We start from the raw sequence: 21627 nt of genomic DNA, 5'->3' as shown, positions 1-21627 counted from the left end.
ATAATGAAGTAAGGAGCCTATAATCGGACTATGAATATCAACTAGTTAGGTTAATAAATCAGCAATGAGTTACAACAATAATCCTCCTTTAGCGAACGGTGGTGCCGGTTATTTTTTTAAAGGATTTGAATTAATTCGCACACCGGGCATTCGCCGCTTTGTTTTTATTCCATTAACCGTTAATTTAGTTTTATTCGCCAGTGCTTTCTATTATATGTTTTTACAGCTTGAAAGTTATATGGCAACGATTGAAGACTGGCTTGGCGAATCATTTGCATGGCTAAGTAACTTTATTTGGCCGTTAGCAATATTTTTTGCTTTGATAATTTTTTCGTTTATTTTTAGTTCCGTTGCTAACTGGATTGCAGCCCCCTTTAATGGACTCTTATCTGAGAAGGTTGAAGCGCTATTAACCAATAAACCGTTAAAAAATGGTGGCGCGTTCGATATTGTTAAAGATATTCCAAGAACCTTAGGCCGTGAAGTAAGTAAATTAGCTTACTATTTACCACGAGCCATTGGCTTCTTTTTGCTCTATTGGATATTACCAGTGGTTGGGCAAGTGCTGTGGTTTTTATTCTTAGCTTGGATGATGGCAGTACAATATAAAGATTATCCGTTTGACAACCATAAGGTTGCCTTCCCTGCTATGCGACAAGCGCTAAAACAGCGACAAGGATTAAGTTACAGTTTTGGTATTACTACGGCTGTATTTTCAATGATCCCTTTTATAAATTTAGTGGTAATGCCGGTAGCTATTTGCGGTGCAACAGCGCTTTGGGTCGACCATTATCGAGAAGATTTTGTTGACCGTTCATAAAATCAAATAATAATCAGTAAGTTAACAACATTTAGACGATACGAATAATTAACAAGCGCAAAACGGGGAATATTTATACCTGAGCTCAAAAAGCACACCAGCTTAGTTACTAGGTTTTTGGGTAAAATTTGACAGTAAAAACATCAAGGTGCACACTCAATAGTGCGTATTACATTGAATATTAATAAGGATCTACGGATGCAATCACTGCGTTTTACAGCTAAAACAACAATGTTAGCGGGCTTATTGGGGTTAACGACTTTAAGTACTGGCGTCGTAGCCATGGCAGCGGACGAAAATTTGGAAGGTAACACGGCCAAAAAGATTGATATTCCTGTTGTTGCAGGTGCTCGCATATTTGCACAGTTTGATGATAAAACACCAGCGGTGATTAATTACTTTACCTCAGCCACCGAACAAGCCGTGATTAACTTTTATCAAGAAAACTATGGTGAAGCTATTGCACAAGAGCGAAAGCGCGGCCGCTTAACGTTAAATTATTCAACGATACAGCAACAAATTAGAGTGGTGATTTCTCAGCAAAATAATCTTCGTCAGGTTGATGTTATTGTTGATAATAAAACTGATCTATAGAACATAAAAACATTCACGATAAGCATAAAAAAACACCGCTAAAAGCGGTGTTTTTATTTATCTAATAAGCAATTATTAGTTCAGTAAAATAGCATCTACCGTACCTTGCGCTAATGGGTGATAACCAGGGCGTGCTTTTTCATAAACTTCCTGTGCCCACTCTTTGCCTTTTGCAGACTGTGCAAGCTCTTTATATAACGGCACAATTAGCTTACGACGACCTATTGACTCTAAGTATGTCGCCATAGCAGGATAAACTACATCATAACCTGAGCGAAGAGATAACAAATACCACGCATGTGCTACTTCCGCATTTGTGCTATTCGTAAGGTTATACGCTTTATCTAAACTCGCCATACGGTCAGATGAAATATCTAAAGGTAAGTTATTGATAAAATGTAACCACTCATGCAATGTCCACGCTTTCGTTGGCAATTGTGCAAGTTCAAGCTGCCCACTTGTCCATTTTGCAATATAGTCATCAATTTTAACAAAAGCATCTGATTTAGGCTTAGGGGTGAAGCTTGGTAAACCTTGTTCGTAAATCCACTCATTCACTTCTTCATCGCTAACAATACCTGCATACTTATGAGTTAGGTTTGCTTTTAAGTATTTAACAAAGTTTTTAGTACCTAAACTTTCAAATGCATGATCATCAAAGTATTGCATGATAAACGTATCAAATTTTTCACGACCAAATTTTTCTTCTAAGTAAAGTAGGAACAACTGCCCTTTTGTATATGGAACACCTGAAAAAGCGTCATCAGGATCACGACCTGCTAAATCGATAAATAACTGCGTATCACCTGGTGGTAATTCAGCAATTTCATAACCTAAGTTCTGTGCATCCAACGCACGCTCCATTACGGCACGATCTACTCCAAATACCGCTTCCATAATACGGTTTTCAACATAACTGGTAAAACCTTCGTTTAACCATAGGTCATGCCAACTTTCGTTAGTCACTAAGTTACCAGACCAAGAATGCGCTAGTTCGTGTGCAATTAAGTTAACTAGGCTTTTATCGCCCGCAACAACGGTTGGAGTGATAAATGATAAACGGGGGTTTTCCATACCACCAAAAGGGAAGCTTGGTGGTAAAATAAGTAAGTCATAACGACCCCAACGATAAGCACCAAATAATTTCTCAGTTTCATCGATCATCGCTTGCGTATCGTCAAATTCAGCAACTGCACGATCTAAAATATATTGTTCAGCGTAAATACCCGTTTGTTCGCTCATTGCTTTAAATTGCAAATCACCAACACCGATTGCAATTAAGTAAGCAGGAATGGCTTGTGGCATTGAAAATGAGTAGTCACCATCACGCGCGGTATCAGGTGCATTATCAGCACTCATTACAGCAAGTAAGTCATCTGATGTTGTAATACGTGCATTGTAGGTCATACGTACACTTGGTGTATCTTGAATTGGGATCCATGAACGGGCATGTATTGCTTGGCTTTGGCTAAACATAAATGGCTTATCTTTACCTGCGGTTTGCTCAGGAGATAACCACTGTAAGCCAGATGCTTGTGGTAATGAGTTATAGTAAATTCTCAGCTTTGGCGTTTTAAATGAGGTTTTTACGGTAAGTTTTGCGCCCATAACATCGTCACGTTTTGCTAAATCAAAAGCAACATTTTGCCATTGGCCATTGGCAGCTTTTGCCATCACACGGTGAATTTCTAAATCACGAGTATCTAAATAAACATTAGCGACATCACCACTAAGCCAATTTAAACTTAACTCAGCAAAACCTTTTAGTGATTTCTCGTCAAAATCAACCGCAAGATCTAAATATAAATGGTTTACTTTTACTTGATCATAATTTGCATACGTTAATGCATCATTAACTTGCGCTATAGCTATTTGTGACCAAGCTAGCTGAGTGAGACAGCAAAATGTGGCAACAAAACGAATAATAGTTTTCATAAATTGTATCCAAAACAAAAGAGGCCTGTAGATTACAGCGAATCTACAGGCCTCTTCAAGTGCTATTTAACAGTTTATACTATGGTTGTTCCATACGGATAACGACGCGACGGTTTTTACTACGCCCTATAATAGTGGCGTTTGATGCAACGTGGCGTTTTTCACCGTAGCCTTCAGCATCAATGCGGCTAGCATCAATACCACTGCTGACAATTAAGTCTTTCACATTGTTGGCCCGGCGTTGTGACATTTTCAAGTTAGTATTGCGGCCACCATAACTATCAGAATAACCATCTATTAAGACGAGTTCTAACTCTGGATCTAATGATAAATACTCTACGATCATATTCATGCGCTTTTGCGATGCTTTAGTTAATTTGTCTGAGCCAAACTGATAATTAAGTACAGTATAAGAAATATCTTCAAAACTAAAATTAAGTAAATTACCAACACAGCTTACAAAGTCTTGATAAGCCTTTTGAAAGCGAGCCGTTGATAAGCCAACACTGATTTTTTCATTATCACTGTACCAATCGTTATAGTAAAACGTCGGGCTCATGCCCTGATCCAACTCATTAAGCATATTCCAGGCAATTTTTTTCGGCAAACTTGGCGAAAACTGTTTGTGTAGTTTCATATCAGCAATGGTTCTTCCAGAAATACCTGGACGCCAATTAGGCGCTTCTGAACGTACTTCAGCTAAAGAGTAGCTATCAGGTAAACGCATCATGTCGAGTTCGAATTCCATATTCATTTTGCGATTTGCTGAACTATAAAACTTGGCTTCACCATAACGAGGGATTTGATGGGATAATGTACATTGCAAACGAGAATTGTTAGTGAGTTGCCAATTAGAGTTTTCAATATCGGCACGATATTGTCTGATGCCAGCATTTGCTTGGACAACAGTTAGCAATAATGTAACTAAGGTAAGAATTTTTTTCATAACAATACTATTCATGCCAATTAATCTAATTTTAAATTTCGACAATCACTCTATCGACATAATCATTAATAACTTTAACAGTAAATTAGCATTTACAACAATTAAATTGCCTGCATTTAACTTTCAATGATGCCATCTGCTCTAATTTCTGAGATAATCTAGTGAATTTACTATCTATTCCTGTTTTTCTATTCTATGTCTGACAATTCAAGCTCTACTAATACATCTTCTGATAAATCATTATTTGCTCAACGTTTTCGCGGTTATTTCCCTGTTGTTATTGATGTTGAAACTGCTGGTTTTAATGCTCAAACAGATGCCCTGTTAGAGATTGCAGCAACAACATTGTCCTTAGATGAAAATACAGGCCAATTTAGTTTAGATGAAACAATACATTTTAATGTTGATCCTTTTGAAGGAGCTAATTTAGAGCCTGCGGCGTTAGAATTTACCGGCATTGATCCAACTAATCCATTACGTGGTGCGGTAGACGAGAAAAAAGCGCTTACAGAAATATTTAAACTCGTTCGCAAAAAAATGAAAGCGGCAGGTTGTCAGCGTGCGATTATGGTGGCACATAATGCCGCATTTGATTTAGGCTTCGTTAATGCAGCAACCGATCGGAGTTCAATAAAACGTTCACCATTTCATCCTTTTGTTAGTTTTGATACCACAACCCTTTCAGGTTTAGCACTTGGACAAACTGTATTGGCAAAAGCCTGTGCAACTGCAGAAATAGATTTTAACAATAACGAAGCGCATTCTGCGCTTTACGACACCGAAAAAACCGCAGAGTTGTTTTGCTACATAGTAAACAAATGGCAACAATTAGGTGGCTGGCCTCTGGCAAACGTTGGCGAGGAAACTGAAAACTCAGCAAGTTAGTTTTTAGCAGCTAAAACAAACTTTAAAATAATGACTTAGCTTTTCGGCGATTATTTATTCTGAAAATCAAGTTTCTTAATGCCACAATCATCAAGCAAAAAGCCAGAAATTGTAATGCTTGATGATTTGTTTTCAGCACAAGCATCATCGCAACGGCAAAATAAGCAAACGGTAAATATTCGTATATCACTTCGGGTAAGGCTTGTTTATTACTCTTATTATTTTTAAAACGATCAACGCGCCGGTAACCAGAACGTTTTACTAAGGTAATGCTGCCGACAAGATAAAATAACCCTGCCGAAAAATAAACTATCCACGAAGAATAAAACGCGAGTAAGTATGCGCAAATAAAAAAATACAGGTAAGGTAAATTTTCGTAAATAAATTTAGGATAAAACACCTATACTCCTTGATTGCCATTTTTTGTGCTTATTTAGTTACTTCTATTAATTAAGTAATAAAGTCCTTACCTTTGTTTTAGCACAGTTATTTAAGATTTGTATAAAAATAAATTTCAATATCTTTATCCCTACAGATAGGCTGAAATTATTGAAAGTTAATATTGAGACACAAAAAAGCCGCAATAATGCGGCTTTTTACTGAATATATTTAACGCTAAATTGCGATAAATTAAAGCGTATCAGCGTTGTCAGTAAGGTAAGAAGCTACGCCTTCTGGAGAAGCTGTCATGCCTTTATCACCTTTGTTCCAACCAGCTGGACATACTTCACCGTGCTCTTGGTGGAATTGTAATGCGTCAACCATACGGATCATTTCGTCTACGTTACGACCTAGTGGTAAATCGTTAACTACCTGATGACGAACATTGCCTTCTTCATCAATTAAGAATGAACCACGGAAAGCTACACCTGCTTCTGGATGTTCAACGTCATATGCTTGACAAATTTCATGTTTAACATCAGCAACTAAAGTGTATTGTACTGGACCAATACCGCCATCGTTTACTGGCGTGTTGCGCCATGCGTTGTGAGAGAATTGTGAATCGATAGAAACACCAATAACTTCAACACCACGGCTTTTGAACTCTTCCATACGGTGATCAAAAGCTAAAAGCTCAGATGGACATACGAAAGTGAAATCAAGTGGGTAGAAAAATACTACCGCTTTTTTACCTTTAATAGCTTCTGCTAAGTTAAAGCTATCAACAATTTCACCTGAACCTAAAACTGCTGCCGCTGTAAAATCTGGTGCTGGACGACCGACTAATACACTCATTATATTCTCCAATATTTAAAATAATTATTAGTTATTTAACATTAACTTCACCTAGTTATGGTGTCGTTAAATCATAATTCAATAGCTATTCTGCACTTTCTTCTGAACTGTGCTTCGCTGCTGTTTCTTTAATCAAGGTTTGTAATTCACCTTGCTGATACATTTCCATAATAATGTCACAACCGCCAACAAGCTCACCTTCAACCCATAGTTGTGGAAACGTTGGCCAATCAGCATATTTTGGTAATTCAGCGCGGATATCAGGATTTTGTAAAATATCAACATAAGCGAACTTTTCACCACAAGCCATAATTGCTTGCGACGCTTGTGAAGAGAAACCACAGCTTGGTAATTTCGGAGAGCCCTTCATATATAAAAGGATTGTGTTTTCACTGATTTGTTCTTTAATACGTTCGATAGTATCCATAATAACCTCAAAAATTAATACTCATTGCGCCTAATACTTAATGTAAAAATGATTAAATACACAGAACAATAAATACTAAAGCAAAAAATTTATATATTAAAACATAATAGCCTTGATAAAACCTATGGTAATACCTATATATTTGGGTAAACTATGTAAGCTTTAATAATACCCGAGTAGTTTACTAGGTTTTAGAAAAAAACAAACTACTTCTTTACGTTTGCATAAGAATAAATTTTTATAATCATATCCTGGAGAATATAATGGCTATCGAATTACCTGCACTACCATATGCAATGGATGCCCTAGCACCACACATTTCACAAGAAACACTAGAGTTTCACTATGGTAAGCATCACAACACTTACGTTGTAAAATTAAACGGTCTTATTGAAGGCACTGATTTTGAAGGTAAATCTTTAGAAGATATCGTTAAGTCATCTTCTGCTGGTGTTTTCAACAATGCAGCGCAAATTTGGAACCACACATTTTACTGGAACAGCTTAAGCCCAAATGGCGGCGGCGAACCAACAGGTGCCTTAGCAGATGCAATTAATGCTACATTTGGCTCTTTTGCTGAATTTAAAGCTAAATTTACCGACAGTGCAATTAACAACTTCGGTTCAAGCTGGACTTGGTTAGTTAAAAATGCTGACGGTAGCCTAGCAATTGTTAACACATCAAATGCTGCTACACCACTAACAGATGAAGGCGTTACTCCACTTTTAACAGTTGATTTATGGGAACACGCATACTACATCGATTACCGTAACCTTCGTCCAAGTTACATGGAAGGTTTCTGGGCATTAGCTAACTGGGAATTTGCTTCAGCAAACTTCGCTTAATAGAAGCTAACAAAAATTATATAAAACAAAAAGCCAGAATTAATTCTGGCTTTTTTAATACCCCAAAGTTTCTCAGCACATCTCAAAGTTAATTGTTTATTCAACAACATAGCTGCCTATATTTTATTCTATCGTTACAATTTATTTTCGTTATTTCTTAACGGCTTTACAAAATTACAACTACGCTTATAAATAGAAATTGTGAAAAACGCGGTCTAATTAATTATGTAGAGTTTGATAGTAACGCATACGGTCGAATTATCAGCTCTGTCTGAACGTTTTATCTTCTGGAGGCGGTTATGAGTATATTTCAGCATTACCAATCACGTTACGACGAAGCACAGGAAGAGTGCTATTCAGTTCAAGATTTCCTAGGCTTATGCCAAAAAGACCCTATGGCGTACGCCAGCGCCGCACAACGTTTACTCAAAGCCATTGGTGAACCAGAAATGATAGACACTTCTACTGTGCCTGAATTAAGTCGTATTTTTTCTAATCGTGTTATTGCTCGCTACCCTGCTTTTAAAGAGTTTTATGGTATGGAAGAAGCCATAGAACAAATTGTTGCTTACCTTACACACGCATCTCAAGGGCTAGAAGAACAGAAACAAATATTATATTTACTTGGTCCCGTTGGTGGCGGTAAATCTTCATTAGCAGAAAAGTTAAAAGCATTAATGCAACAAGAGCCTGTTTATGTACTAAGTGCCAACGGTGAACGCAGCCCGGTAAACGATCATCCATTTTGTTTATTTGACGCAAACTCTGACGGTAAAATACTACAGCAAGAATACAATATTCCTGAGCGTTACTTAAGTACCATAATGTCACCTTGGGTAGCAAAACGATTACATGAATTTAAAGGTGACATCGCAAAATTTGAAGTTGTTAAAATTTATCCTTCAATTCTTGATCAAGTTGCGATCGCGAAAACTGAACCTGGTGATGACAATAACCAAGACATTTCAGCATTGGTTGGTAAAGTTGATATTCGTCAACTAGAACATTTTGCCCAAAACGATCCTGACGCATACAGCTATTCTGGTGCGTTATGCCGTGCCAACCAAGGCGTAATGGAATTTGTTGAAATGTTTAAAGCACCAATAAAAGTACTACATCCGTTATTAACCGCAACACAGGAAGGTAATTATAATCCAACTGAAGGTCTTTCCGCCTTACCATTTAATGGTATTTTACTTGCGCACTCAAACGAATCAGAATGGCAAACCTTTAGAAACAACAAAAATAATGAAGCATTTTTAGACCGTGTCTATATAGTGAAAGTGCCTTACTGTATGCGAGTTTCTGAAGAAGTTAGAATTTATAAAAAACTTCTCGAAAACAGTGAACTGAGTAACGCTCAATGCGCGCCAGATACTTTAGAAACTTTAGCGCAATTTTCAGTGCTTTCTCGCTTGAAAGACCCTGAAAACTCAAGCATTTATTCAAAAATGCGCGTATATGACGGTGAGAGTTTAAAAGACACAGATCCAAAAGCAAAATCTTATCAAGAGTATCGCGACTATGCCGGTATAGACGAAGGAATGTCAGGCCTTTCAACTCGCTTTGCTTTTAAAATCCTTTCGCGAGTGTTTAATTTTGATCACTTAGAGGTAGCTGCAAACCCTGTTCACTTATTCTATGTACTTGAACAACAAATAGAACGAGAGCAGTTACCACAAGAAACCGCAGAGCGCTATTTAGAGTTCATTAAAGGTTACTTATCACGTCAATATATTGAGTTTATTGGTAAAGAAATTCAAACGGCCTATTTAGAGTCTTATTCTGAATACGGTCAAAATATTTTTGACCGCTACGTTACTTATGCTGACTTTTGGATCCAAGATCAAGAATATCGTGATGCTGAAACCGGGCAGTTATTTGACCGAGAAGCATTGAACAATGAATTAGAGAAAATAGAAAAGCCTGCCGGTATCAGTAATCCAAAAGACTTTCGCAATGAAATTGTCAATTTTGTGCTACGTGCCAAAGCCAATAATAATGGTAAAAACCCTCTATGGACTAGTTACGAAAAGTTGCGCACAGTTATTGAGAAGAAAATGTTCTCAAATACTGAAGACTTACTACCTGTTATTTCATTTAACACTAAAACCTCGAACGACGACCAACAAAAACATGATGACTTTGTTGAGCGAATGATGGCAAAAGGATATACCAAAAAACAAGTTAGATTGCTCTCTGAATGGTATTTGCGCGTAAGAAAATCCTCTTAAGCTGTACTTAGTTGCAAAATGAAACTAAGTAAGGAGCATTTATGGCAAATTTTATTGATAGACGACTAAATAGCAAAAATAAAAGCACTGTCAATCGGCAGCGCTTTATCAGACGCTATAAAAGTCAAATAAAGAAGTCTGTTTCTGACGCCGTTAATCATCGTAGTGTCACTGATGTTGATAGTGGTGAAAATGTAACCATTACCAAAAAAGACTTAAGCGAACCGGTTTTCCATCAAGGTAAAGGCGGTATAAAAGATCGCGTGCATCCCGGTAATGACCAATTTACTACTGGTGACAGAATCGCTCGTCCTCCGCAACAACAGGGACAAGGTAGCGGCTCTGGTGACGCTAGTGATTCAGGAGAAGGTAGCGATGACTTTGTCTTTTCGATATCTAAAGACGAATATCTGAATTTACTATTTGAAGACTTGGAGTTACCAAATTTAGAAAAAAATCAATTAGATAAACTGATTGACTATAAAACTGTTCGCGCTGGTTACTGTGCAGAAGGAGTGCCATCAAATATCGACATTGTTAAGTCATTGCAGGGCTCAATCGCCCGAAGAATAGCAATGACTTCTGACAAACGCAGAAAGTTAAAAGAACTAAAGGCAAAACTAGCCTTACTTGAACAAGATCCACATGACAATGTACAAGCAAAAAACCAATTAACTACTGAAATTAACGAACTGCAAAGCAAAATTAACAAAGTGCCGTTTATTGATTCTTTTGATTTGCGTTATCGCAACTATGCAAAGCAACCTGTGCCAACATCTAAAGCAGTGATGTTTTGCTTAATGGATGTTTCTGGCTCTATGGACCAAGCAACAAAGGATATTGCTAAGCGTTTTTATATTTTGCTTTATTTATTCTTAACCCGTACCTATAAAACTATTGATGTGGTTTATATTCGTCATCATACCCAGGCTAAGGAAGTTGATGAACACGAGTTTTTTTATTCACAAGAAACCGGTGGAACAATTGCATCAAGTGCCTTGGAGCTTATGATTGAGATCATCAATGATAGATACAACGAAAATGAATGGAATATTTATGGTGCGCAAGCATCTGATGGTGATAACTGGGCAGACGACTCCCCACATTGCCAAGCGCTAATGCGTAATAAAATTTTGCCAAAAACTCGCTATTTTAGCTACATTGAAATAACCCAACGAGCCCATCAAAGCTTATGGCAACAATATGCACAGCTTGCAGAGTCTGATTCATCTTTTTCAATTGAACATATTAAAACAGTAGCTGATATCTATCCGGTATTTCGTTCATTATTTAAAAAGAAAAATGAACAAGCAGCCTAATAATAAGTAAGGGGGTTTTATGACAAAACGTAAACCACTTGACGATAATAGTGATTGGACATTTGCCAAGCTTGAGCAGTATCAAACTGAAATTGCGCGTGTAGCTGAACATTACCGTTTAGATACATATACCAATCAGATAGAAGTAATAACAGCAGAGCAAATGATGGATGCCTATGCCAGTGTTGGCATGCCAATAGGCTACAATCATTGGACTTTCGGTAAAAAGTTCATTCAAACCGAGCAAACTTATAAGCGCGGTCAAATGGGTTTAGCTTATGAAATTGTTATTAATTCTGATCCATGTATTTCATATTTAATGGAAGAGAATTCCATGACCATGCAAGCCCTTGTTATGGCACATGCTTGTTACGGCCATAATTCGTTCTTTAAAGGCAATTACTTATTTAAGTCATGGACCGACGCTAGCTCTATTATTGACTACCTACTATTTGCCAAAAATTATATTGCCGATTGCGAGCACAAGTACGGTATTGACGACGTCGAAGCTTGCCTTGATGCTTGTCATGCATTAATGAATCACGGAGTCGACCGTTATAAACGACCACAAAAAATATCAATGGAAGAAGAAATAAAGCGCCAAAAAGAACGAGAATCTTACCTACAATCGCAAGTTAATATGCTTTGGCGCACTGTGCCTGATAACGATAAGGAACAAGACAAAGCAAAAATGACTTTCCCAGCAGAGCCACAAGAAAACATTCTTTATTTTATCGAGAAAAACGCGCCATTACTTAAACCTTGGCAACGTGAACTAGTGCGTATTGTTCGCAAAGTATCACAATATTTTTATCCTCAGAAACAAACACAAGTTATGAATGAAGGTTGGGCATGCTTTTGGCACTACTCAATTTTAAATCACTTATATGATGAGGGCTTGGTCACCGATAAATTCATGATTGAATTCTTACACAACCATACCAATGTCGTTGCACAACCAGAGTATAATAGCCCTTACTATTCGGGTATAAACCCTTATGCATTAGGGTTTAATATGTTTATCGATATTCGAAGAATTTGCGAGCACCCTACCGAGGAAGATAAAGAGTGGTTTCCTGAAATTGCTGGCAGCAATTGGCTAGATACCTTACATTTCGCCATGGAGAACTTCAAAGATGAAAGCTTTATAAGCCAGTTTTTATCCCCTAAATTAATGCGTGATTTTAAACTATTTCATTTACATGACGACAATGACAAAAATTACATTGAAGTTGGCGCAATTCATAATAAAAGTGGCTATCAGAAAATTCGCGCAATGTTATCAAATCAATATAATTTGAGTAATTTAGAAGCGAATATTCAAATAACGAATGCCGATATTACCGGCGACCGTTCATTAACATTACGCTATATTCCACACCAAGGTGTGAATTTAGCTGATTCAAAAGATGAAGTACTAAAGCACCTATATTATCTATGGCAATTTGACGTTAAATTATTACAAGAAAATAGCCATGGTATAGATGAAGTTATTGCTCAATGTCCAAAAGCAAAAACTGAGCTAGAAAAAAAGGCAACAGCATGATCATAAAATAATGATACGTCTATTGCCCTATTGTACTACTTGCCATTAGCTTAAAAATAAATCTCAATTGATAAAGTGAGCAAGCTTATAACATGTAGCTGAATAATAGCTTATTCAGCTAGCTCTTTTAGTACTTCGTCTTTAAGTTCAAGCCAAAGTTTACCTGACTCAACGCCATATTTTCGAACCGCGAAAACTGACTCGTCAAACTGTCCTGCTTTAGCAAGTTCAATAAGCTTCTTATAGTACGCGCGAGAAATTTCTCGGCCACTTGGATGAGAAAAATACAAACTACCTAAACGTGAATATAAGCCCCTAAAGCCATTCAATATAAGTAAGTAAATTGAATTTCCTGAAGCTACAACCAACTCTTTGTTTAACTGATAATCAAACTCGGCAAATGCCTCACCATTATCTTCAACTTCTTCAAATGCAGATAACAATTCAATGGCTTTTTCTGGATTATTTTTAATCGCACCACGAACATAAATCGCACTAATGTTGGTACGCGCCGACATTAAATTATCAACTAAATCAGGAATACCTTCTTGGTCAAGTTGTGCCAATGTTTCAAGAATATTAAGGCTTGATGTTTCCCAAAAGTTATTCACTTTCGTTGGCTTACCATGTTTAATCGTTAACCAACCATCACGAGCTAAACGTTGTAAAACCTCACGTAACGTTGTGCGAGTAACGCCAATAAGCTCTGATAACTCACGTTCAGCGGGTAAGATCGTGCCAGGAGGAAAGCCTCCATTCCAAATAGATTCAACTATATACTGCTCGGCAAATCCTGCTGGACTGTGCGCTTTTATAACCATGGGGCTCCACATCACTTAGAGTTGACTGTAATTGAAACTGATTGTACCAGAACAGACATTTGACACAAGCGCTATAAAAGCAGGTAAATATTTTTAAACTACAATTAGAAATCGTAAGGTCCCAATAATTACGAGTGTATTAAAAATAAATTAGAGATTTTTTATTAAATTGATCTAGATTATTGAAATTATATTTACCGCTAAAATGGTAAAAATCAATAACCATGGGCAGAATGTGACATATTTACAATATCGTGAATTACGCTTAAACTGCTGAGAGTCATAAATTTATATAAAAATAATTAATTACAATAAAGCAAACACTAACCCTAGCTCTTAATTTTTAAAAGGTTCATTATGCAGCAATCATTTATGAGTGCGTTTTATAAAAACTTTCTAGGCAATTCGCCTGAATGGTACAAACTCGCAATAATATCGTTTTTAGTTATCAACCCTATCTTATTTTTTGTTGTCGACCCCTATATCGCGGGTTGGGCCTTAGTTATTGAATTTATTTTTACTTTAGCCATGGCACTAAAGTGTTATCCATTACAGCCCGGTGGTTTATTAGCCATTGAAGCAGTTGCCATCGGCATGACCTCGCCTGAGCAAATCAAGCTTGAACTGGTACACAACTTTGAAGTTATTTTATTATTAATATTCATGGTTGCTGGTATTTACTTTATGAAGAGTTTGTTACTATTTTTATTTACAAAAATAGTAACAAAAATTCGCTCTAAAATGATGGTTTCGTTGCTTTTTTGTTTTTCAGGTGCGATTTTATCGGCATTCTTAGATGCACTAACAGTAATAGCTGTAATTATTAGTGTTGCCATTGGTTTCTATTCTGTATATCACAAGGTAGCCTCTGGAAAAGACAATCATCACAACCATGACCACACCAGTGATCATGAGTTACCTGAGTATTCACGCACTGACTTAGAGCAATTTCGCGGCTATTTAAGAAACTTATTAATGCATGCGGGTGTGGGTACTGCATTAGGTGGCGTATGTACCATTGTTGGTGAGCCACAGAACTTAGTTATTGGTCACCAAGCCGGTTGGGATTTTATTGAATTTGCTATTCGCATGTCACCGGTAACCATTCCTGTGTTTTTCGCCGGTATGTTGACATGTTTATTTTTAGAAAAAGTAAAATGGTTTGGCTATGGCGTTGCCCTACCAGAAAACGTTTATACAATTCTTAATGACTTTGATGTTGAAGAAAGCAAGAATCGTAATCGTCGTGATAATGTTAAATTAATCATGCAAGGCGTTATCGCTATTTGGTTAGTTGTTGGTTTAGCACTACATTTAGCGCCAGTGGGTATGATAGGTTTATCTGTTATCATTTTAGCCACAGCATTTACTGGTGTAACTGAAGAACACCAAATCGGTCATGCCTTCGAAGAAGCGCTACCATTTACCGCCTTATTGGCAGTATTCTTCGCGGTAGTTGCCGTAATCGTTGATCAACAGTTATTCACACCAGTTATTACTTGGGTATTAACCTATGAAGGTAATATGCAGCTAGTGATGTTCTACCTAGCAAATGGCTTTTTGTCTATGGTTAGTGACAATGTATTTGTTGGTACGGTTTACATTACTGAAATTTCTAAAGCCTTGGCTGCTGGCCAAATAACACGTGATCAGTTTGACTTACTAGCTGTTGCTATTAACACAGGTACTAACTTACCAAGTGTTGCTACACCAAATGGTCAAGCCGCATTCTTATTCTTATTAACGTCGGCATTAGCACCGTTAATTCGTTTATCATACGGCCGTATGGTTGTTATGGCATTACCATATACGATTGTACTAACCATTGTTGGCTTAATCGCTATTTCGTCAGGCCATTTAGTTGATGCAACGCAGTCTTACTATGACTCGAATTTGATTCAACATCATAGTACTAAGCCAGCAACAGAAGTACCTGGTGGCCATTAAGTCATAAAGTTGTAAGCAGATATAAAAACTAACAAAAGCGCCCTTGTGGCGCTTTTTGATTATTGATAGCATGCATTTCAAAGTTTAATAATAAAAATCCAGCCATAGGTAACATTTAGTGAATTTCTTAAGCCAATTATCCCTTAACCAACGTGCGTGGCAGTTGCTCGCTGTAAGTGCCTTATGCTTCGAATTATGCGCACTTTATTTTCAATATGTTATGGGACTTGAACCCTGCATTATGTGTATTTACCAACGTACAGCTATTTGGGGTGTATTTTTGGCTGGCGTTATTGGCGCTCTTGGTTGTCAGTTTGTATTAGTGCGTATTATCGCTTATGGCTTATGGGCAACTGGCGCTATCTGGGGTCTAATCATTGCCTTAGAGCATGTTGAAATGCAATCAGCAACGATGTCATTTTTATTTAGTTGTGAATTTATTCCTAACTTCCCATCATGGGCACCACTGCATGAATGGCTACCGGCGCTATTTGAAGCTACTGGAGATTGTGGTGACATTAAGTGGCAATTTTTTGGCTTTACCATGCCGCAAGTTATGGTTGCTATATTTGCAGTATATAGTGCAGCTTTTGCCATAGTATTGCTTGCACGGTTACAAAAAGAAAAAATGTTTTAACTTTATTTTGGTCCCGATTCTACCCAGATTTAGTCGCTAAACATCAAATTCGTTACGCCTGTGATGGGCAAAGGCTAAGTAAAAAACGCAAAATAAGCAACTTAATAATAATTGAGTTGCTTATTTTTTTGCCTTAGCATAAATTGTATACAGTATACTCAAAATAATAAAAACTATGAACAATAGCCCCCATAACAAACAAAACCGAACCCCGTTTAACTCTACGTTTTACATCGCAAATACCATGGAGATTTTTGAACGCCTTGCCTGGTATGGTTTTTTCACTTTATCCTCATTGTATATGACTAGCCCTAGCGCACAAGGAGGTTTAGGGTTTAGCGATCAAGAACGTGGTTTTTTACAAGGAATGATCCCCTTCCTTCTATACTTATTTCCCGTTTTTACTGGTGCACTTGCTGATAGATATGGTTATAAGCGCATGTTTATATTGTCATTCATTATTATGACACCAGCATACTTCTTACTTGGGCAAGTCACAGAATTTTGGTCATTTTGTGCGGTATTTCTCGCTGTCGCCATAGGGGCAGCCTGTTTTAAACCTGTTGTTGTAGGTACTGTCGGCAGAGTAACCGATGATACAAATCGTGGCTTAGGGTTTGGTGTTTTTTACACTATGGTCAATATTGGTGGATTTTTAGGGCCGTTAGTTGCTGGTTACGTCAGGGTTATCGGCTGGGATATGGTTTTTATCATGTCGTCGCTGTGGATTGCCATTAACTTTATTCCTGCCATATTTTTCTATAAAGAGCCAACCACAACAGAGAGTTCAAAGCCGATTAAAAAAGTGTTTTCAGAAGTTCAAGAAGTTCTGGGAAATGGTCGTTTAGCTTTGTTAATTGTTCCACTCATAATGCTATTAATGATAAGCGCAAAAGGCGTATTTAGCTTTACGACTTGTGTAATGATTATTGCTATATGGTTAGCCATTAACTTAATTTGGGACAAACTAATACAGCGAACACTCTCAATAACTACTAGCGACAACAAACATACTTATTGGTATCGTTCCCCCATTAAATTAGGTAATAAACCGTTTATCGTTTACTTACTTATTTTAACGGGCTTTTGGGCGATGTATTTACAGCTTTTTATTACTACTCCATTATACATTCGTGATTTTATCAACACGCAAGACTTAGTGTTATTTATTGGTGATAACATCCCTTCGTGGCTTCCTTTCCTCGCTGCAGTGAACCTTGAGCAACTAACTGAGTTTATCAATACAAAAGCTATGCTTAACAATCTAACTCAGAGTAACCTTCAGCAACTGTATTTTGAATTAGTAAATTATAAAGTAATGGTGCCTGTCGACGAAATTCAGCGAGCACTAGTGCTAATTCAGCAAAATAAAGCAAGTGCTTTAGATATAGCACAACAGTGGGCTAATAGTTATCGCCAAATAAACCCCGAATATATTATTAATTTAGATTTCGGTATTATCGTTTTCTGCCAACTATTTATTAGTAACCTATGTGCAAAGTATAAAGCGTTACCTATTATCGTGGTTGGTACTGTAGTAGTTGCTTTAGGTTTAGTTTTAGGTGGGCTTGCTCACGGGCTTTTACTTGGCGGTACCGTAATGGTAACCGCGGTAATTGTTTTTGCTTTTGGTGAAATGATAGCTTCGCCAAAAAGCCAAGAATACGTGGCAGCTATTGCGCCGAAAGAAAATACTGCCATGTATATGGGCTACTACTTTGTATCTATGGCGTTAGGTAACTTGTTTGCCGGCCTATTATCTGGTTGGGGTTACGGTTATTTAGCCAAAGAGTTAAACAGCCCACTGTTGATGTGGTCAATGTTTGCCAGTATTGGCATTATTAGTGCCATTACTTTGGTAATATTCAAAAATAAATGGCTACCCGCTTGGCAACAACAACGTTTTTATTCACCTAAACAAAGCCTGTCAATTAGTAGTGATAACATAGTTAATACCTAGTTAAATTTCTGCGCCTTCACATTACTTACATAAAATAAAAGCGACATTCTGTGTCGCTTTTATTTTGAAGGTATTTATTATCGAATAATTAACGTTAAATAAGTAATAAATAACAAACAATACCAACAACACAGGCAACAATAAAACTTAGAATAGCGCCTTCCCTAACCATTTCTTTAATTTCAATTTCGCCAGTACCATAGGCAATTGCATTTGGCGCTGTTGCAACTGGTAACATGAATGCACAACTTGCACATATCGCTGCAGGAATCATTAGCACTTTCGGATCATAACCTGATGCTATTGCCGCCGCAGCTAAAATAGGCATAAGTAAAGTTGCTGTTGCAGTGTTACTGGTAATCTCGGTTAAATAAGTCACTACTAAACAGATTGTTATTATCATTAAAATTACTGGTAAATTTGAGAACGACGCAAGCCAGTCTCCTAATAGCCCACTTAAACCAGACGCGACAAAACCTTTAGCTAAGGCGATACCTCCAGCAAATAGCAGTAACATTCCCCAAGGTATTGTTTTCGCACTCTCCCAGTCTAACAGTCGTGAGCCTTTACCATTAGGTACAATAAACATTATAACGACCGCGAATAAGGCAACGGTACTGTCGCCAGCTATATTAATATCTAATGCGCCACTCCAGCCACCAAACGGCTCTTTACGAGTGATCCAAGCTAGTGCTGTTAAGCCAAAAACCCATAATGTACGTTTTTCTTCTTTACGCCATGCGCCAAGTGTTGGTAGTTGAATGTCATGCTCAAGTTTCACATTGCGAGTTAACCAAAATGCGATTAGTGGAATAGCCAGTAATACAATTGGCACACCAATTTTCATCCATTCTAAGAAGGAATACTCTGTGCCCGTTTGTTCTTCGTATATCCCCATAAAAATAACATTTGGAGGTGTACCTATTGGAGTACCTACGCCACCAACACTCGCTGCATATGCAATGCCTAAAATTAATGCCACTTTTAAGTTTTGATTATCAATATGTTTTAATATGGCCAAAGCTATCGGTAGCATAATTAAGGTTGTAGCGGTGTTTGAAATCCACATACTTAAAAATGCACTGGCTAACATAAAGCCAAACACCATACGTCGACCACTTGTTACTCCAACCATTTTTACCATGTAAACCGCTAGGCGCTCATGTGCACCACTTTTCTCAATGGCTTTAGAGAGCATGAATGCCCCCATTAGTAACAATATTACGTGGCTACCCAATGCAGAAGCGACTGTTTTATGATCGACAACATTAAAAAGAGGTAATAATGCAAATGGTACCAATGACGTAGCTGGGATAGGAATAGCTTCGGTTACCCACCAAATAACCGTAAGTAATGTTATTGCGGCAGCAATAGCTGCTTTATTCTCTAGCCCTACGGCTTGTAAAAAGAAGTAAAACACTATCGCTAATACGGGGCCAAGCACCATAAAAAGTGATTTAGAAAATTTCATAAATTCGTCCGATATTATTATTTTTGTATAACGTTTACAGCAATTTAACTATAACTGTTCAATAATTTACTGGCACTTTGCCAGTTTTGGTTATTTTTCAAAGTTGACCAATTGTTACCATTGTTAGGTTTTAATAACTTGCTCAATCGAGTTTGGCTCGCTTTAGCTTTAACAATATTTGCACCGTCTAATACTTCTATGCAACCTGCACGGTTATTGCAAAGTAGCAACATATCGCAACCAGCATTTTGTGCAGCTTCAGCACGTTCAATATAGCCACCAGCACTAGCAGCACCTTGCATAGATAAGTCATCACTAAAAATAACGCCATTAAACCCAAGTTGCTCTCGCAAAATATTCTGTAACCAATAACGAGAAAAGCCAACGGCTTGGCTGTCAACATTAGGAAAAATAACATGTGCAGGCATTAAAGCATCAACTTTGTCATTTTTTATCAGTTGTTTAAATGGAAGTAAGTCCTGCTGAAATATCGCTTCTTTTAAACGATTATCAATTGGTAAATCAATATGGGAATCTGCTTTCACACTACCGTGACCTGGGAAGTGCTTTCCAGTTGCTTTCATACCGACTTGGTGTAATCCACCAATAAAGGCTTCAGCCAAAACGGTGACATGTTCAGGTTCATGGTGAAAACTTCGATCGCCAATAACATCGCTAATATTATTAATATCAAGCACGGGAGCAAAGCTAATATCTATACCAACGGCTTGTACTTCAAGTGCCATCAACATACCACAATGCTCTGCTAGCATTTTGGCGGAAGTTAAATTCTCATCTGACATTTGCCAAATTTTGCCCATTGCTGGGATCAATGAAAAACCATTACGAAATCGTTGAACACGACCTCCTTCATGATCAACAGCAAGCAAAATTGGCTTTTTAGCAGCAGCTCTTATTTGTGCGCTTAAATCCGATACTTGTTCTGGAGAATAATAATTACGAGTAAAAAAGATTAAACCGCCAACTAAGGGGTGTTGAAGTATTTCTTTATCTTCTGGAGAAAGAGATGTGCCTTGCACATCCATCATGACTGGGCCCATAACAGCACTATCTTAATTCAAAGTGCTGCTACTCTACCGAATTAACGCTAACAAACAAAGTGTAAGTTATTTAAATAAAACTTTATTTGTACTTGATTAAGCTTTAGATGGCATAGGGGCACCAACACCGGCGGCAACATATGGGATAACATTGCGAATAACATCTGAAATTTGTAAGTCGCGTTCAAAATCACTTTTCGCAATATCGATTAAAGCATCGCTTGACGACATGGTAAATACGACAGTCCCCATGGTAAAGTGCAATCGCCAAAACATCTCTTCAGCACTTAACTCTGGGTAAGCCTTTTGTACGGCAAGTACAAAGTTATCAATGACTCCAGGATACTGAGTGGTAAGAAACCAACGTAAGAAGCCTTGACTATCAGTGTAGCCTCGGCCTAGCAACTGTAAAAAGTTACTGGTGCCATTGTCTTTAAAATCATTCAGCGACAGTAATGGTTCGATAAATGCTGAAAACACATCAACCAATGTTGGTTTATCGCCTTCGCAAACCTGTATTAACGCACTTTCTAAACGTGGCGATAATTCATTCATATAACGAGACATTACCGCTTTAATCAGTTCTTTCTTTGAGCCAAAATGATAATTAACCGCTGCTAAATTTACTTCTGCCTGGCTAGTAATTTCACGTAAAGACGTGCCATTAAAACCTTTATCCGCAAACAAGCTCTCTGCCGCATCTAATATTTTATTCTTTGTGCTCATAAGTCTATAGCGCCATATATCGAGTTTTTAGAAATTAATACGCTCAGTTTAAACAAGCGTTTAAAATAACGCAACCAAACCTTTCTAGATTTATCTATTACAAACTTTTACTAAATAAGCACAGTAAAAAACAGCCTTAGTCGCTATTATTATCTCAACTTTTGAACACACATGTTTGAATAGTGATTTTGTTATACTCTCCCTAGTATATTTTTAT

General features: G+C 37.4%; 19 protein-coding genes. 10 read left to right on the top strand and 9 right to left on the bottom strand.

Annotated elements, in window-relative coordinates; all coding sequences use genetic code 11:
- The first annotated feature begins 64 nt into the window (after nucleotides 1–64).
- Both cysZ and AC27E9_RS08840 read left to right on the top strand, forming a co-directional pair.
- On the top strand, nucleotides 65–820 hold the full coding sequence (gene cysZ, locus AC27E9_RS08845; protein WP_487129306.1) for a sulfate transporter CysZ: 756 nt from the start codon (nucleotides 65–67) through the stop codon (nucleotides 818–820).
- 198 nt (nucleotides 821–1018) lie between these two features.
- Nucleotides 1019–1414, top strand: a complete 396-nt coding sequence (locus AC27E9_RS08840; RefSeq protein ID WP_487129304.1) for a hypothetical protein — start codon at nucleotides 1019–1021, stop codon at nucleotides 1412–1414.
- Between the two features lie 75 nt (nucleotides 1415–1489).
- Here AC27E9_RS08840 and AC27E9_RS08835 read toward each other — a convergent pair whose 3' ends face one another.
- Both AC27E9_RS08835 and AC27E9_RS08830 read right to left on the bottom strand, forming a co-directional pair.
- A complete protein-coding gene (locus AC27E9_RS08835) occupies nucleotides 1490–3349 on the bottom strand; it encodes a M1 family metallopeptidase (protein WP_487129302.1) in 1860 nt (619 codons plus the stop codon).
- Between the two features lie 79 nt (nucleotides 3350–3428).
- Nucleotides 3429–4295 carry an OmpA family protein gene (locus AC27E9_RS08830; protein WP_487129301.1) on the bottom strand — a complete coding sequence of 289 codons (867 nt, stop codon included), beginning with the start codon at nucleotides 4293–4295 and terminating at the stop codon, nucleotides 3429–3431.
- Between the two features lie 195 nt (nucleotides 4296–4490).
- Here AC27E9_RS08830 and rnt point away from each other — a divergent pair, with 195 nt between their 5' ends.
- Nucleotides 4491–5180 (top strand): ribonuclease T, encoded by a 690-nt coding sequence (rnt, locus tag AC27E9_RS08825; protein WP_487129299.1) that lies wholly within the window; start codon nucleotides 4491–4493, stop codon nucleotides 5178–5180.
- Nucleotides 5181–5202: 22 nt separating this feature from the next.
- Here rnt and AC27E9_RS08820 read toward each other — a convergent pair whose 3' ends face one another.
- The 3 genes from AC27E9_RS08820 to AC27E9_RS08810 form a co-directional block, all read right to left on the bottom strand.
- Nucleotides 5203–5580, bottom strand: a complete 378-nt coding sequence (locus AC27E9_RS08820; protein ID WP_487129297.1) for a hypothetical protein — start codon at nucleotides 5578–5580, stop codon at nucleotides 5203–5205.
- 230 nt (nucleotides 5581–5810) lie between these two features.
- On the bottom strand, nucleotides 5811–6416 hold the full coding sequence (locus AC27E9_RS08815; RefSeq protein WP_487129295.1) for a peroxiredoxin: 606 nt from the start codon (nucleotides 6414–6416) through the stop codon (nucleotides 5811–5813).
- A gap of 85 nt (nucleotides 6417–6501) precedes the next feature.
- Nucleotides 6502–6843 (bottom strand): Grx4 family monothiol glutaredoxin, encoded by a 342-nt coding sequence (locus tag AC27E9_RS08810; protein WP_487080812.1) that lies wholly within the window; start codon nucleotides 6841–6843, stop codon nucleotides 6502–6504.
- A 263-nt stretch (nucleotides 6844–7106) separates the two neighbouring features.
- Between AC27E9_RS08810 and sodB the strand changes: the two genes are divergently transcribed.
- The 4 genes from sodB (at nucleotide 7107) to AC27E9_RS08790 (ending at nucleotide 12787) form a co-directional block, all read left to right on the top strand.
- On the top strand, nucleotides 7107–7688 hold the full coding sequence (gene sodB / locus AC27E9_RS08805; RefSeq protein WP_487129293.1) for a superoxide dismutase [Fe]: 582 nt from the start codon (nucleotides 7107–7109) through the stop codon (nucleotides 7686–7688).
- Between the two features lie 299 nt (nucleotides 7689–7987).
- The gene (locus AC27E9_RS08800) at nucleotides 7988–9922 is read left to right on the top strand and encodes a PrkA family serine protein kinase (protein WP_487129291.1); all 1935 of its coding nucleotides are present in this window, start codon (nucleotides 7988–7990) and stop codon (nucleotides 9920–9922) included.
- A 41-nt stretch (nucleotides 9923–9963) separates the two neighbouring features.
- Nucleotides 9964–11241, top strand: a complete 1278-nt coding sequence (locus AC27E9_RS08795) for a YeaH/YhbH family protein (protein ID WP_487129290.1) — start codon at nucleotides 9964–9966, stop codon at nucleotides 11239–11241.
- Nucleotides 11242–11260: 19 nt separating this feature from the next.
- The gene (locus AC27E9_RS08790) at nucleotides 11261–12787 is read left to right on the top strand and encodes a SpoVR family protein (protein WP_487129288.1); all 1527 of its coding nucleotides are present in this window, start codon (nucleotides 11261–11263) and stop codon (nucleotides 12785–12787) included.
- Nucleotides 12788–12897: 110 nt separating this feature from the next.
- On the opposite strand, the gene fadR is transcribed toward AC27E9_RS08790, so the two are convergent.
- Complete coding sequence (gene fadR, locus AC27E9_RS08785) at nucleotides 12898–13608, bottom strand: fatty acid metabolism transcriptional regulator FadR (RefSeq protein WP_487129286.1); 711 nt, start codon at nucleotides 13606–13608, stop codon at nucleotides 12898–12900.
- A 357-nt stretch (nucleotides 13609–13965) separates the two neighbouring features.
- On the opposite strand from fadR, the gene nhaB reads away from it, so the two are divergent.
- From nhaB to AC27E9_RS08770, 3 genes are all read left to right on the top strand, one after another.
- Nucleotides 13966–15555 (top strand): sodium/proton antiporter NhaB, encoded by a 1590-nt coding sequence (gene nhaB / locus AC27E9_RS08780; RefSeq protein WP_487129285.1) that lies wholly within the window; start codon nucleotides 13966–13968, stop codon nucleotides 15553–15555.
- A gap of 118 nt (nucleotides 15556–15673) precedes the next feature.
- Entirely contained in the window at nucleotides 15674–16192 is a 519-nt protein-coding gene (dsbB, locus tag AC27E9_RS08775) for a disulfide bond formation protein DsbB (protein WP_487129283.1), read from the top strand.
- Between the two features lie 244 nt (nucleotides 16193–16436).
- Nucleotides 16437–18152, top strand: a complete 1716-nt coding sequence (locus AC27E9_RS08770) for an MFS transporter (protein ID WP_487129282.1) — start codon at nucleotides 16437–16439, stop codon at nucleotides 18150–18152.
- Nucleotides 18153–18246: 94 nt separating this feature from the next.
- Here the strand turns inward: AC27E9_RS08770 and AC27E9_RS08765 are convergent, their stop codons facing one another.
- The 3 genes from AC27E9_RS08765 to psrA all read right to left on the bottom strand — a co-directional run bounded on the left by AC27E9_RS08765 (nucleotide 18247) and on the right by psrA (nucleotide 21410).
- Nucleotides 18247–19623 carry an SLC13 family permease gene (locus AC27E9_RS08765; RefSeq protein ID WP_487129280.1) on the bottom strand — a complete coding sequence of 459 codons (1377 nt, stop codon included), beginning with the start codon at nucleotides 19621–19623 and terminating at the stop codon, nucleotides 18247–18249.
- Between the two features lie 44 nt (nucleotides 19624–19667).
- A complete protein-coding gene (nagZ, locus tag AC27E9_RS08760; protein WP_487129278.1) occupies nucleotides 19668–20684 on the bottom strand; it encodes a beta-N-acetylhexosaminidase in 1017 nt (338 codons plus the stop codon).
- A 96-nt stretch (nucleotides 20685–20780) separates the two neighbouring features.
- Nucleotides 20781–21410: a TetR family transcriptional repressor PsrA gene (gene psrA / locus AC27E9_RS08755; RefSeq protein WP_487129277.1), complete on the bottom strand. Its 630-nt coding sequence runs from the start codon at nucleotides 21408–21410 to the stop codon at nucleotides 20781–20783.
- Nucleotides 21411–21627: the final 217 nt, after the last annotated feature.

Source organism: Colwellia meonggei, assembly GCF_057537295.1.
The sequence above is the reverse complement of the archived record's forward strand: the minus strand, read 5'-3'. Positions and strand labels throughout refer to the sequence as shown.